General features: G+C 47.5%; 12 protein-coding genes. 8 read left to right on the plus strand and 4 right to left on the minus strand.

All coding sequences use genetic code 11. The features are described 5' to 3' along the window. Window positions 1–126: 126 nt before the first annotated feature. The 5 genes from NIES2104_RS23300 to murI all read left to right on the plus strand — a co-directional run bounded on the left by NIES2104_RS23300 (window position 127) and on the right by murI (window position 7,507). A complete protein-coding gene (locus NIES2104_RS23300) occupies window positions 127–1,107 on the plus strand; it encodes an ABC transporter ATP-binding protein (RefSeq protein WP_059000632.1) in 981 nt (326 codons plus the stop codon). A 137-nt stretch (window positions 1,108–1,244) separates the two neighbouring features. After that, window positions 1,245–2,396: a WD40 repeat domain-containing protein gene (locus NIES2104_RS23305; protein ID WP_059000633.1), complete on the plus strand. Its 1,152-nt coding sequence runs from the start codon at window positions 1,245–1,247 to the stop codon at window positions 2,394–2,396. A gap of 369 nt (window positions 2,397–2,765) precedes the next feature. Beyond that, window positions 2,766–4,145, plus strand: a complete 1,380-nt coding sequence (locus tag NIES2104_RS23310; RefSeq protein WP_059000634.1) for a cation:proton antiporter — start codon at window positions 2,766–2,768, stop codon at window positions 4,143–4,145. Between the two features lie 519 nt (window positions 4,146–4,664). Then, the gene (locus NIES2104_RS23315) at window positions 4,665–6,521 is read left to right on the plus strand and encodes an N-acetylmuramoyl-L-alanine amidase (protein ID WP_202815110.1); all 1,857 of its coding nucleotides are present in this window, start codon (window positions 4,665–4,667) and stop codon (window positions 6,519–6,521) included. 143 nt (window positions 6,522–6,664) lie between these two features. Then, entirely contained in the window at window positions 6,665–7,507 is an 843-nt protein-coding gene (murI, locus tag NIES2104_RS23320) for a glutamate racemase (RefSeq protein WP_059000636.1), read from the plus strand. Window positions 7,508–7,527: 20 nt separating this feature from the next. Here the strand turns inward: murI and NIES2104_RS23325 are convergent, their stop codons facing one another. Continuing rightward, a complete protein-coding gene (locus NIES2104_RS23325; protein ID WP_059000637.1) occupies window positions 7,528–8,454 on the minus strand; it encodes a DUF4351 domain-containing protein in 927 nt (308 codons plus the stop codon). A 181-nt stretch (window positions 8,455–8,635) separates the two neighbouring features. Here NIES2104_RS23325 and sds point away from each other — a divergent pair, with 181 nt between their 5' ends. Both sds and NIES2104_RS23335 read left to right on the plus strand, forming a co-directional pair. Further along, window positions 8,636–9,607 (plus strand): solanesyl diphosphate synthase, encoded by a 972-nt coding sequence (gene sds, locus NIES2104_RS23330; RefSeq protein ID WP_059000638.1) that lies wholly within the window; start codon window positions 8,636–8,638, stop codon window positions 9,605–9,607. Window positions 9,608–9,841: 234 nt separating this feature from the next. Further along, window positions 9,842–11,104 carry a glycosyltransferase family 1 protein gene (locus NIES2104_RS23335; RefSeq protein ID WP_059000639.1) on the plus strand — a complete coding sequence of 421 codons (1,263 nt, stop codon included), beginning with the start codon at window positions 9,842–9,844 and terminating at the stop codon, window positions 11,102–11,104. A gap of 59 nt (window positions 11,105–11,163) precedes the next feature. Here the strand turns inward: NIES2104_RS23335 and NIES2104_RS23340 are convergent, their stop codons facing one another. From NIES2104_RS23340 to hpxZ, 3 genes are all read right to left on the minus strand, one after another. Beyond that, window positions 11,164–11,520, minus strand: coding sequence for a DUF86 domain-containing protein (locus NIES2104_RS23340; RefSeq protein ID WP_059000640.1), 357 nt, complete (start codon window positions 11,518–11,520; stop codon window positions 11,164–11,166). Further along, the gene (locus NIES2104_RS23345) at window positions 11,501–11,839 is read right to left on the minus strand and encodes a nucleotidyltransferase family protein (RefSeq protein ID WP_059000641.1); all 339 of its coding nucleotides are present in this window, start codon (window positions 11,837–11,839) and stop codon (window positions 11,501–11,503) included. Before NIES2104_RS23345 ends, NIES2104_RS23340 begins: the two co-directional genes overlap by 20 nt. Before the next feature lie 85 nt (window positions 11,840–11,924). Then, a complete protein-coding gene (hpxZ, locus tag NIES2104_RS23350; protein WP_059000642.1) occupies window positions 11,925–12,290 on the minus strand; it encodes an oxalurate catabolism protein HpxZ in 366 nt (121 codons plus the stop codon). A 100-nt stretch (window positions 12,291–12,390) separates the two neighbouring features. On the opposite strand from hpxZ, the gene NIES2104_RS23355 reads away from it, so the two are divergent. Further along, entirely contained in the window at window positions 12,391–13,476 is a 1,086-nt protein-coding gene (locus tag NIES2104_RS23355; RefSeq protein ID WP_059000643.1) for a DNA topoisomerase IB, read from the plus strand. Window positions 13,477–13,480: the final 4 nt, after the last annotated feature.

Genomic DNA, 13,480 nt, shown 5'->3' on the forward strand with positions numbered 1-13,480 from the left:
AACATAAAGCGCCTAACCAAAGTTTACAGAATTTTAGAATCGGTGCGAGAGAACGATCGCAAAAAATGCTGATGCGGGAATCGTAAGGAGTGATTAAATGGCTACTCAGTAGAGATCGAGGTACTTATGGATTCTGCTGTTGCATCTCGCCTTCAACTTCCGGTATTCGATCGTTCGATCGCGCTTCAAACTTATGAACTCAGTAAAACCTATCGCACTGGGTTCTGGATGAACAAAAAAGTAGGATCGCTCAATGGTGTCAGTCTCACCGTATACGAGGGCGAAACCTTCGGCTTGCTCGGACAAAACGGAGCCGGAAAAACTACATTGCTCAAAACCTTGCTGGGAATTGTCCGCCCAACTTCTGGACGCGCAACCGTTCTAGGCGAACCGTTGGGCGATCGTGCTGTAAAACAACGAATCGGATATCTGACCGAAAATCCCTATTTTTACGATTACCTTACAGGTTGGGAAGTCCTGAATTTCACCGGAGACCTATTTGGAATAGCGCGATCGCAACAACGTAAGCGCATTCCCGAACTGCTCGATCTAGTCGGTCTTGCTCAGTCCGCTGCGAAGAAAAAACAACTGCGGCAATATTCCAAGGGAATGCTGCAACGAATCGGACTCGCTCAAGCATTGATGAATGATCCGGATCTCGTCTTTCTCGATGAGCCGATGTCAGGGCTTGATCCGCTCGGACGTTACCAAATGCGGGAGATTATCCTATCGCTTAAATCACAGGGCAAAACGATTTTCTTTAATAGTCACGTTCTATCAGATGTGGAAAAAATCTGCGATCGCGTGGCTCTCCTCGCCCAAGGTAAACTAATCGCGATCGGCTCAATGCAAGACCTCCTTGGAACCGCTGAGCATTACTGCGTCACGGTCAAAGGTGGAAGACCAGAGATGCTGCATCAGTGGATTCCGAACTTAGAATTTCAGGACGGACTCTGGACAGGACAGCTTAATGGACAGCCAGAAGATCTGCTGGGAAGTCTGCGATTGATGAATGCTCAACTGATCTCGATCGAGCTTGCCCGTCCATCGCTCGAAGAATTCTTCGTGCGCCAATTGAAAGAGCGCGGCATTCAATCCAGTAGCTGATCGCGGGCTTTCTTGATGATCTCAGTGAATCTAAGGAGCATTCACAGAAACTTTATCTAGAGATCATCAAGAATACCGTGGAGATAATGAGGCTCAAAGTGAACACTGACAGTGATCCCCACTGGTGAGGGCAAGCCATGTTCCACAATGCCTCGATCGATGAACTGCCTGTTTTGTTGGATCGCATTCCAGCTTCTCCCGATTCGCTTCGTGATGCTGATGATTGGCTCGATGATGAGATTCTCCCTTTAGAAAAATCCCTTGATGCAGACTGGATTGTCCAGCCCTTTCAAAAACCGATCCCAAGCCTGCGATGTCTTCAAACGCTAAAGTTTGATCACCCAGTGCGACGGATTTTAATTCATCAAGAAATTCTTTTCACGGTTGGTTCTCCAACGCGAAACAGTCCCCCTGAAGCCACAAACACCATTCAGGGTTGGAACTGGCAGACGGGCAATCACATTTTTGCTTTCACAGGTCACACGGCTCCGATTCGCATGATCGCACTTAGCCAAGACGGAAAAACTTTAGTCAGCGGCAGCGAAGATCAGACGATCAAGGTTTGGAATGCGCTCACAGGCGAAGAATGGATGACGCTTGAGGATCACACCAGTCCGATCACAGCGATCGCACTCAGTCCCGATGGCAAAACTTTAGTGAGTAGCGGCTGCAATCAATACGAGAATCGCGATCGTCAATTGCGGATTGTGAATCGCGATCGTGCCCTCCGAATTTGGAACCTGTCTGAAGGCAAAGTGACTCATACATTGCCCTGTATTACTGATGTTCCGATGTTGAGCATGGGAGCCAGTGGAAAAGTGCTTCTGAAGTATGAACAGCAACTAGAAGCGGTGAACGTGGAAACGGGAAGACCGATTCCAAGACTCAATACTTTGAAAGAGTGCGAACAGATTTTGGCGATCGCTTCAGATTGGGAAAACGTGGCAACGATCGTCGATCGACAAGTCACCATTCGCCAACTTACAACCGGTGAAGTGCTGTCTCGAATTCCGCTGAACTTATACGATCGTTCGATTCAAGTGTGTGCACTGAGTCCTGATGGAAAATGGTTCGCGGCTGGATTTGCGCGAACCGAGATTCATTCGAGACACAATAGCTATCTCACTCGGCGGAATATTTTGCGTATTTGGGATACACAGACTGGACATCAGGTGATTTGTCTCGACGAATCAGAGTTAGGACAAGGAATGTGGCAATCGATCGGGTTTGGTCAACAAGGACTGTTGATCACGAGTGTTGGAGCTTGTCTAAAAGTTTGGCGGTTTTGATTCGATGTCTAAGAGGGTGTTTGAAAAGTATATAAAGTCTATTCGCTTCGATTGCATCTCGCCCTGAAATGAATTTCGGGCTAACCGACGAAAGTCTACTGAAGTAGACTGGGAGCCAGTTTCAGTCTTTTAGTCCTTTTCAAAGGACTTGCGCCGATTAGCCCGAAATTCATTTCAGGGCGGGATGTGGCAACGAACGACAACTTTTCAAACATCCTCTTAGAGTTCTCGAACTCTTTTACAAGCGGCACCGTTCAATCGATTCACAGTTGATTGAACGGTGCGATCGAGCGATGAAACTTGATCGCTTTGTAATAAACGTTAAGAAGTTTGTACGATAGGGAGGATTTTCGGTGACTTCCCCTACGTATGATCAATTCCCTTTCTTGGTTTTATCTTCCGCCGCCACTGTTAGCAGCCGCAGAAGCGGAGAATAGTTCGCTTGTCCTGGCTGGCGTTCTGCTCAGTCTCGTCGTGGTTTATTTCGCGAGTAAGATCGGCGGTGAAATTTGCGCTCGGCTCGATTTGCCCTCGGTTTTGGGTGAACTTGTTGCGGGTGTAATTGTCGGCGTGTCGGCACTGCATTTACTCGTATTTCCCAGTGCTGATTTTGATGCCAGTCGATCGCTGGTGATGCAAGCTTTACAAATGACCGCTCATCTTAGCCCCGAATCGCTCAATCTCGTGTTTGAAACGCAGAGTGAAGTGATCTCCGTCTTAGCAGAAATCGGTGTAGTGATTCTGCTGTTTGAGATTGGCTTAGAGTCGGATTTGAAAGAACTGATGCGAGTCGGTTGGCAAGCTGCGATCGTGGCTTGTGTCGGGGTAGCAGTTCCGTTTGCGCTTGGTACAGCCGGATTGATGACGATCTTTAATGTGCCACCGATTCCCGCAATTTTTGCCGGGGCAGCCTTGACCGCAACTAGCATCGGAATTACGGCGCGAGTGTTGTCTGAATTGCAGCAAATTAGTTCAAAAGAAGGGCAAATCATTATCGGTGCAGCGGTGCTCGATGATGTTCTTGGCATTATCGTGCTGGCAGTCGTCGCAGGATTGGCAAAGACAGGAGAAGTGCAAGTCTCTGAGGTGGTTTATCTCATTCTGAGTGCTGGCGTGTTTCTGATCGGAAGCTTGTGGCTGGGACGGTTGTTGAGTCCGTTGTTTGTGACACTGGTGAATGAGTTGAGAACTCGTGGGCAGTTGCTCGTGAGCGCTTTGATTGTGGCGTTTGTGCTGGCGGATATTGCAGCGGTGATTCAGTTAGAAGCGATTCTGGGTGCGTTTGCAGCGGGATTGATTCTAGCGGAAACCGAGAAGCGGGCAGAACTCGAAGCACAAATTAAGCCGATCGCAGATATGCTCGTGCCTGTGTTCTTCGTCGTCGTGGGTGCAAGAACCGATGTCAGTGTCTTAAATCCGTTTGATCCAGCGAATCGCGAAGGTCTGATTATGTCGGCTTTCCTGATCGTGGTTGCGGTCTTGGGGAAAGTCGTGACAGGCTTCACTGTGTTTGGTCAACCGGGACTGAATCGATTAGCGATCGGGGTTGGCATGATTCCACGGGGTGAAGTGGGTCTTGTCTTCGCGTCGTTTGGGGCAAACACTGGAATTCTCTCGGATGCGTTGCAAGCGGCGATTATCGTCATGGTGATTCTGACCACGTTTCTCGCGCCGCCATTATTGCGAGTAGTTTTTCCTCAGACTGACTCCGTACCTGTACCGGAGCTAAGTAGCGTAGATGACCTCTGAGCAAAAAAGTATGTTGAAGTTCAGGCATCCGTACTAGAATGCTCTAGCCCAAACTCAAAAAATATTCGATTCTTTGGGTTTGGGATGCCGTTGTTTTACGTTCTAAATTTTATGCAGCCGCTATTCCTAAGAAATTCGATCGCAGAATTGAGAAACTCGATCGCGTTTTTTTACGTCCCCGACATCAAAGGACATGACATTTTTCTCAAATAAATCGAGCAAATTTTCCAGATATCAGGAACGAGCTTGCGGAGATTAGGTCAGTCGATCCAATACGCTTGATTTTGCTTCGATTCTTTGAGAAATAACTGTTGAATATTTGTGATGAATATCAGCTCAAATCCTTGTGATTAGCTGAACGGATATTCATCGATCGTGGGTGAGAGAGGACGTAGATTCGGTTTTGATATCTAGATTCACGGGGCAAAATCCAATCATTTTGCTGCCTGAATTTGATTATCAAACGGCTTGAAATGAATGCCGAAAATAGCGGCTTGACGCATAACAAGGAGAGAAAAGTTGGAACGCGGTCTTCATTCTACCAGTGCAAAAAAGACGAATAAGAAATTTAATTTGCGATCGTACTTTTTGCTCTGCTCATTCTATTTTTTACTCTTTACTTTTCCGGCTCAAGCGGCTCGATTACAGTCTTGGCGATTGAGTCCCACCCAAAATCAGCTAGAGTTCTTCACCGATGATGGAGTCCAACCGAGAGCGCAGCTTCTCAGTGATCCGACTCGCTTAGTAATCGATTTACCCGGTGTCACCTTCGGACGACCCCAAGTGATCGAAAATTACAGCGGTGCAGTGCGGGCAGTTCGTGTCGGACAGTTCGATCGAGAAACGACCCGAATTGTAGTTGAGTACGCGCCCGGATACACCGTTGACCCCAGTCGCATCCAGTTTCAAGGTAGAGCAGCGAATCAGTGGGCAGTTCAATTGCCATCTCCGAGTTTTTCCGGCGTTGGAACTCCTCCCGTAACACAACCGCCTGTTACACAGCCCCCGCTGACAAGACCCCCGATCACGCAACTCCCGCCCTCGACTGGAAGAACTTTCGTTCAGAGCCTTCAAGCGACTGGAGATGGTTTCTTTCTCAGAACCACGGGCGGCACTCCAGAAGTGCGATCGCTTCGATCCGGCGATCGTCGCCAAATGATCATCGATATTTTCAACTCGACTCTTTCCCCGAACCTATTCCCGCGTGATCTTCCGGTCAACGTAAACGGCGTTTCTCGTGCTCAGATTACTCAATTTGATCCGAACACGGTTCGATTAACATTGACGCTCTCACCGGATGGCGGAAATTGGCAAGCCAGCGCAAGTCCGTCTGGCGGCTTGATTGTTCTGCCACAAACTGTCGGAGGCACTCCAGGAACACCGCAACCGCCAACGGGACAAACTGCGATCGTGCAATCGGTTGAACTTGATGCCAATCGTCAGTTAGTCATCCGAGGAAATCAGCCGCTGAACTATACCACGGGCTGGGATCGGGCGACGAGTTCATATCGCGTGTTGATTCGATCGGCACGCACCGATGCCAACTTTAGAGGACCCCAACTTCCCGCAGGCAGTCCATTAATCCAAGCGCGAGTCAGACAAGACGGAAACGATGTCGCGATCCTGCTCACGCCTGCTTCTGGAGTCCAGTTTGGCGAAATTGTGCAAACCGCTCCGCAGCAATTGACCCTACCCTTACGCCGTGGATTGTTCCCCGTCGTTCCTCCCACGACTCCAACCCCAATTCCAAACCCAATTCCAAACCCTACGCCTACTCCGGTTCCCGTCCCCCCACGCCCCACTCCCACTCCGGTTCCGCGTCCTCCCATTCCGAACGGTCGGCTTGTGGTTGTGATCGATGCTGGACATGGCGGACCTGATCCGGGAGCTGTGGGCATTGGTGGCATTCAGGAAAAAGAAATCGTGCTCGATATCAGTCGGCGCGTACAAGCGACGCTAGAGCGATCGGGTGTAACAGTCGTGATGACTCGGAACGCAGATATCGATTTGGATCTCCAACCGCGTGTGGACATTGCCCAGCGTGCGAATGCTACCGTTTTTGTAAGCATTCACGCGAATTCAATCAGCCTAAGTCGTCCAGACGTAAATGGATTAGAAACGTACTATTTCCAAACGGGATTAGAATTAGCGCGAACCATTCACCGGAATGTTCTACAAGGAACAGGTATCGAAGATCGAGGCGTTCGGAGTGCGAGATTCTATGTCTTGCGTCGAACGACCATGCCTTCGGTTCTCGTCGAAGTGGGATTTGTCACCGGGCGCAATGATGCCGCTCGTCTGAGAGACTCTTCCTATCGTCAACGCATGGCAGACTCGATCGCTCGTGGCGTTCTCGAATACTTGGGACGACGTTAACCCTGACATCCTCCAATCTGGTCTTGAGCCACTGAGCAAGAGCGCATAGACTGTAGTGAATGTTAGAAGACTGAAGCTGAATGTCAGGGTGCGAATCGCTTCAGTCTTCTGACTTCTAACGTTCTGGTGTGAGGATGGAAAAAATGATCAATTCAGCAGAGAACTTCGGTACCCCGAATGGCTCCGATCCGATCGGGCTTTTCGATAGCGGAGTCGGTGGCTTGACGGTGCTGCGAGAAATGTATCGCCAACTGCCGAATGAATCCCTGTTGTATTTCGGAGATACTGCCCGTGTCCCGTATGGAACGCGATCGCAAACTGAGATCGTCCAATTCGTGCGGGAGATTCTGCATTGGATGGTCGAACGCCGCGCCAAAATGGTGATCATGGCGTGTAATACGAGTTCGGCTTTAGCGATCGAGATCGTGCGCCAAGAATTTCCCGACTTACCAATTTTGGGCGTGATTCTTCCGGGTGCGAGTGCTGCGGTCAGACAAGGAAAACGAATTGGTGTAATTTCGACTCCTGCAACTGCTGCGAGTGATGCGTATCGTCAGGCGATTCTTGAAGTTGATCCGACGGCTGAGGTGTGGCAGGTCGGCTGTCCTGAATTTGTGCCCTTAATCGAGCAAGGCAGAATTCATGATCCCTATACGATCGAAGTCGCTCAAAAGTATCTCAAGCCGCTACTCGATCAAGACATTGACACGCTGATTTACGGCTGTACGCACTATCCACATTTGGCTCCGGTGCTCACCTCGATCGCGCCAAAATCATTACAGTTCATCGATCCCGCCGTGTCTGTTGCGAAAGCTGCCGCTCAAGAATTGGAAATCTTGGGATTACGCAATCTGAAATCTCCCACACCAACTCAGTTTTATGTCAGTGGTGATCCTCAGCCGTTTGTAGAAGTGGCAGAACAATGGCTTGGATCTCGCCCGATCGTGCAACAAGTCGCACTCTCCGAATCTGTAGCGGTGGGATAAGAATGATTGGAGCAGTGCGATTATGAATGCGTTTGTAGCCACTGTTCCAGATCTTCTGGATTGTTGAACTGAAGAAGCGCGATCGCTAATTCATCGAGTTTCACGATCGATAGCTGTTGAATTTGGGCTTCGACAGACTGAGGCAGCGTTTCAAAGCGGGATCTCAGAAGCATCAGAATAAGAGACGCTTTTCCACGCCGTTCACCCTGTTCAATGCCCCGTTCAATGCCCTGTTCAATGCCCTGTTCAATGCCTTCAGCGCGGGTTCTGCGCTCCCATTCTAGATAGACCTGCGAAAGTGCCACTAAAAAGCGCTCCTCTTCTGCTTCAACGTTTGCGGTTACTTCTATACTAATCCGCCATCGCACTAACAAATCGAGAGCAGCCGCTCGTTTTGGGGTCGTCTCAGGCAATAGAAGCAATTCTTCAATGGCTTGCTCTTGAGTGGTTCCTTTTCCCAAAAGTCTGAGCCACAAAGTTTCTTCTGTCACTGGAAGTTCAGCGATATTAATTATGCCTGTTCGCCAACCCCGATCGAACGTATAAATTCCGTCTTCTCCCGCCAGTTCGCCACCAAAGTCATCGAGGAGTCGATCGGACACTGAAGATGCCAAAATCCACAATTGCGGCAAATCAGCATCGGGAAGAATGCGATCGACAGTACGATTTAGGTCAGCATGAAGCAGATAGAGTTTCATTGCACAAGTCCTTACATCGTGACTGGATGGCGGATTGCGGAATGGCTCAAACAGGGATTTTGTCGTACTTAACTGTGCGAGTTGTCCGAGTTCAGCGGGATTGAGTTGACTTGGATCACTTGGCTCAAAGTAGATATCGATGCGGCGGGCTTCTCCGGGGACATTTCGATCGATCGTGACTCGTCCATAAGGTGATAACAGCGTCTCGAATAGCTGTTTAGAAAATTCGTCGAAGGGCTGGCGGGTCATGAATCGAATCAGAAAAACCGCTCTCTACTTTATCGTGATTCGAGAAATTGATTGAATCTGCTTGAAATGCCTCAATCTGAGAACGCGGAATATTTCCTCCCCTAGAATTGCGGATTTATGAGTAAAATAAGGTCACAAGCCGTAAAAAAACTTAACCTATAGCTTCTGAGTCGGCAATTACATGACCTCAGCCACATCCCTCTTTTCTCCGGTAGAAGCGGATCTACGTTTACTTGCCGAGAATCTTAAAAATCTCATCGGTGCGCGTCATCCCATTCTTTACGCTGCCGCAGAACACCTGTTTAGCGCCGGAGGAAAACGCATTCGTCCCGCGATCGTTCTCTTAGTTGCCCGCGCCACGATGCGAGGACAGGAAATCACTCAACGCCATCGCCGCCTTGCTGAAATCACGGAAATGATTCACACGGCGAGTTTGGTACACGATGATGTGATTGATGAATCAGAGATGCGGCGAGGATTGCCTGCGGTACATAGTCGATTTAGTACTCAGGTGGCGGTCTTAGCCGGAGATTTTCTATTCGCTCAATCCTCTTGGTATCTAGCGAATCTCGAAAACATTGAGGTGATTAAACTTCTGTCCGAAGTGATTAAGGATTTTGCTGAGGGAGAAATTCAGCAGGGTTTACTTCGGTTTGATACGGGATTAACGATCGAGTCTTATCTCGAAAAAAGCTATTACAAAACTGCTTCTTTGATCGCGAATAGCTCGAAGGCGGCGGCGATTTTAAGCAATGCGTCTGATGCTGAGGCACAAAAGCTTTATCAATACGGACGGCATTTAGGCTTGGCATTTCAAGTGGTCGATGATATTTTCGACTTTACGAGTTCGGCGGAAGGACTTGGAAAGCCTGCGGGATCGGATTTGAAGAGCGGAAATCTTACGGCTCCGGTGCTGTATGCCTTAGAAGAGAAGCCGTATTTGGAAGAGTTAATCGATCGAGAATTTGCCCAAGAAGATGATCTTGAACAAGCTTTAGCACTGGTTCGAGATAGTAAAGGCATTCAGCGAGCAAGAGACTTGGCGACTTATCATGCCAAAGCAGCGATCGATTATCTTTGTGATCTGCCTCCTTCTGAGTCAAGACAGGCGCTAATTAAGCTGACCGATTATGTGTTGAATCGATCGTACTAAGATTCAGAGTTAGAATTTATGACTTTAGGCAGGAAAACCTGCCTTTTTTATTGCCAGAAATCTACCGATAGATGGAGTATTTTTTGCTTCATCACTGTCTAGTTATACAAAATTGATGTGCGATTTATAACTCGTGAAGGATGAGAATTGCTGAGTTTACTTTTACAGTTAATATAACAGTTGTGAAACTTTACATTTCTTAGCACTCATTTATCGTGATTTGGTAATCGAAATATGGCTATCTCAGGTCAGCGTCCTCGGATCGCATTAATTTCAGTACATGGTGATCCCGCGATCGAAATCGGTAAGGAAGAAGCGGGCGGACAGAATGTGTATGTGCGTCATGTGGGTGAAGCGCTCTCGCGTCAAGGCTGGCAAGTGGATATGTTCACTCGCAAAGCTGATGTAGATTTGCCTGAGATAGTTCAACATACGCCAAATTGCCGCACGATTCGCTTAGTTGCAGGACCTCAAGAATTTATTCCACGCGATGATTTGTTCGGATACTTGCCTGAGTTTGTCAAAAATTTCCAACAGTTCCAAGCGGAATTAGGCCATCAATATCCGTTAGTGCATACCAATTATTGGATGTCGTCTTGGGTCGGAATGACGTTGAAAAAGCTCCAAGGCTGCAAGCAAATTCATACTTATCACTCATTAGGGGCGGTTAAATATCAAGCGGTTTCTGCAATTCCAATGATTGCAAAAACGAGACTGGCAACTGAAAAACTATGTTTAGAAACAGCAGAACGGATTGTCGCTACCAGTCCTCAAGAACAGGAACATATGCGATCGCTGGTTTCCCAATACGGCAACATTGATATCATTCCTTGCGGCACAGACATTGAGCGATTTGGCAGAGTTTCTCGTGCGGAAGCTCGTCAAGCTTTGGGATTGGATCAAGATGCAAAAATCGTGCTGTATGTCGGACGGTTCGATCGACGAAAAGGAATCGAAACGACTGTCCGCGCTGTGGGGCAATTAAAACACGAGAATTTGAAGCTGATTATCGGTGGCGGTAGTCGTCCGGGGCACAGTGATGGAATGGAGCGCGATCGCATCGAAGGCATCGTGAACGAATTAGGATTACAAGACATCACGCTGTTCCCTGGTCGGTTAGGACTGGAAGATCTGCACTTGTACTACGCAGCCGCAGATGTTTGTACTGTACCAAGCCACTATGAGCCGTTTGGACTCGTCGCGATCGAAGCAATGGCAAGTGGAACTCCGGTTGTCGCTTCAGATGTCGGTGGCTTGCAGTTTACGGTGATTCCTGAAGTGACTGGATTGTTGGCTCCACCGAAGGATGAGGATGCGTTTGCGATCGCGATCGACCGAATTTTGGCAGATTCAGCGTATCGCGATCAATTGGGGCAAGCGGGACGCGATCGAGTCGAAGAGATGTTTAGCTGGGATGGAGTCGCTTCTCAGCTAGGTAAGCTGTATCAGCAAGTCTTGAAAGTGCAGACAAAAGCGCCTGCTGCTGTGAGTGCGTAGTCACTAAATCGCTTCAAACATTGGAAACTCTAACCTTGAAAAGTTGGAGTTTTCAGCGTTTATAGCTCATCTGGTACTGGAGGGATCAATTGCTCTAGCTGAATCAATAGGGGCGGCAGTTCTACATGAATAATTGCCCACAATCTTTCTTGATCGACCTCATCGTATCGATGAATCACAATACTGCGTAAACCGACAATTTGCTGCCAGTTGATTTGTGGATGAGCTTGTCGAAATTCATTAGAAAGCCTCCGGGTTGCTTCTCCCAAAATTTCAAATTGCCGCTCTACTGCGCTGATGAACAGGACGCTGCTGAAGTATTCTTCGGGAGTTAGATTTTCGGTAAAGGATTGAATATGGCGAATTGCCTGAGCCATGTCCCAAACTGATGCGATATCACGATTCCCTGATGGCATAAATCACTTGTTGAGTTTTCAAAATTTCATGTCGTCTGAACGGATTTTTCAGATATTGCTTATGAACAAGATCAACATCACGTTTAAATAAAGCTTCAATTTCCTCCTGCATCTTGATGTAGCTATTCAGAGTCAAATCACGATCGAGCGCAAAGGTGACTAAAACATCAATATCGCTGTCTGGACGAAAATCGTCGCGCAGCACTGAACCGAATAGCGCGAACTCGGTAATTTTCCAGCGATCGCAATACTCAGCAATCTGCTCCGGAGTTGCTTTAATGCGATCGCTGATCCAATCCTGCAATTTGACCTTTGACATCGCCTTGTCTATTCGTGAATGTATAGTTCATCTCTATCCATTTTAGAAGTTTAAGAAGAATTATGATGCTCTAAAATGCTTTGGTTCAAATCGATGAAACGTGAGCAGCAACCACTCGCCAGCCGTCCGAAGTTCGCATCCAAGTTTGGCTTTGTCTTCCAGTTTTGTTTGCTCGTACAAATTCTGTATTCGCTGTAGCAAAATCTCGCCCGTAAGTGGTGATTACTGTATTTTTCAAAATCCGATCGAGTCCAATCGCCGATCGACTGGCGCGAAATTTTACGATCGCGTCATATCCATATAAATTCTCAGTCGCGCCATATCGAATCGTGTGCGGACTCTGCCAAAAAAGCTGATCCAACACCGCAACATCATTACTTATTAACGCTTTCTCATATTGTTCAAACACAGCGATCACTTCTGCTAATACTTCAGGAAGATTGATTTCCATAGCCTTTTCTTCTCAACCTTAAAGACTATACTCTCCTGTAGATTTCAAACGACGTGAAATTCGATACGGTTTAACTCATTAGAATCCGTTAATTGAAATTATGAATTTAGCTGTCGAAGAGCTTCCGATTGAAATTCCATCTGATCCGATCGAGTCGGCTGAAGCGGTCGGGTTGCAGTATGTTTCCGATGAAATGCCGGGAATTCAACGAAAGCGATCGGGCAAAAGTTTTCTCTATTTTGCGCCAAATGGCGATCGGATTAAAGACGAAAAAACCATTCAACGAATTAATTCTCTTGCGATTCCGCCTGCTTATCAGAAGGTGTGGATTTGTCCGCTAGAGAATGGACATTTGCAGGCGACTGGACGAGACGCGAAAGGAAGAAAACAATATCGCTATCATCCACTTTGGCGATCAATGCGGGATCAAACGAAATTCTCTCGAATGATCGCGTTTAGTCAAGCATTACCTGAGATTCGCCGTCGCATCGAGCATGATTTAGCGCTACCTGGATTGCCAAAGCAAAAAGTGTTAGCGACGATTTTAAAACTCATGGAATTGACGCGAATTCGAGTCGGAAACGAAGAATACGCGAAAACGAATGACTCTTACGGCTTGACAACGTTGCACGACGACCATGTGAATGTTTCTGGCTCAAAAGTTCACTTTGAATTTCGGGGAAAAAGCGGAGTTGATCACGCGATCGACATCAAAGATAAACAACTTGCAAAGATCGTAAAGCGCTGTCAGGACCTTCCAGGACAAGAGCTTTTTCAATATTTAGATGAGAACAAACAACCGCAAGATATTAAGTCAAACGATGTTAATGATTACCTAAAAGAAATCACTGAACAAGACTTCACCGCAAAAGACTTTCGCACATGGTCAGGTACAGTTTTAGCCGCATCTCATCTAGCAGAGATTGGAAAATTCACGTCTCAAACTGCTGCGAAGAAAAATGTCACTCAAGCGGTTAAAACAGTTTCATCTTATCTAGGAAATCGTCCTGCGACTTGCAAAAAATATTACATTCACCCGAATGTTTTAGAAGCCTATCTTGATGAATCGCTACACGACATTGCAGAAAAACATAGCTCGATCGTGATCGATGACTGCCATGCGCTCCGAGTCGAGGAACTGATCGTCGTCGCTCTATTGACTGAAACCGCAGACGATTCCAACTAAAACT

The organism is Leptolyngbya sp. NIES-2104, from assembly GCF_001485215.1.
Classification (GTDB): domain Bacteria; phylum Cyanobacteriota; class Cyanobacteriia; order Leptolyngbyales; family Leptolyngbyaceae; genus Leptolyngbya.

What these genes read in the sequence shown, in the direction of transcription:
- NIES2104_RS23300 (WP_059000632.1), top strand. Translation starts at nt 127, where the DNA reads ATGGATTCTGCTGTTGCATCTCGCCTTCAACTTCCGGTATTCGATCGT.
- NIES2104_RS23305 (WP_059000633.1), top strand. Translation starts at nt 1,245, where the DNA reads ATGTTCCACAATGCCTCGATCGATGAACTGCCTGTTTTGTTGGATCGC.
- NIES2104_RS23310 (WP_059000634.1), top strand. Translation starts at nt 2,766, where the DNA reads ATGATCAATTCCCTTTCTTGGTTTTATCTTCCGCCGCCACTGTTAGCA.
- murI (WP_059000636.1), top strand. Translation starts at nt 6,665, where the DNA reads ATGATCAATTCAGCAGAGAACTTCGGTACCCCGAATGGCTCCGATCCG.
- NIES2104_RS23325 (WP_059000637.1), bottom strand. Translation starts at nt 8,454, where the DNA reads ATGACCCGCCAGCCCTTCGACGAATTTTCTAAACAGCTATTCGAGACG.
- sds (WP_059000638.1), top strand. Translation starts at nt 8,636, where the DNA reads ATGACCTCAGCCACATCCCTCTTTTCTCCGGTAGAAGCGGATCTACGT.
- NIES2104_RS23335 (WP_059000639.1), top strand. Translation starts at nt 9,842, where the DNA reads ATGGCTATCTCAGGTCAGCGTCCTCGGATCGCATTAATTTCAGTACAT.
- NIES2104_RS23340 (WP_059000640.1), bottom strand. Translation starts at nt 11,520, where the DNA reads ATGCCATCAGGGAATCGTGATATCGCATCAGTTTGGGACATGGCTCAG.
- NIES2104_RS23345 (WP_059000641.1), bottom strand. Translation starts at nt 11,839, where the DNA reads ATGTCAAAGGTCAAATTGCAGGATTGGATCAGCGATCGCATTAAAGCA.
- hpxZ (WP_059000642.1), bottom strand. Translation starts at nt 12,290, where the DNA reads ATGGAAATCAATCTTCCTGAAGTATTAGCAGAAGTGATCGCTGTGTTT.
- NIES2104_RS23355 (WP_059000643.1), top strand. Translation starts at nt 12,391, where the DNA reads ATGAATTTAGCTGTCGAAGAGCTTCCGATTGAAATTCCATCTGATCCG.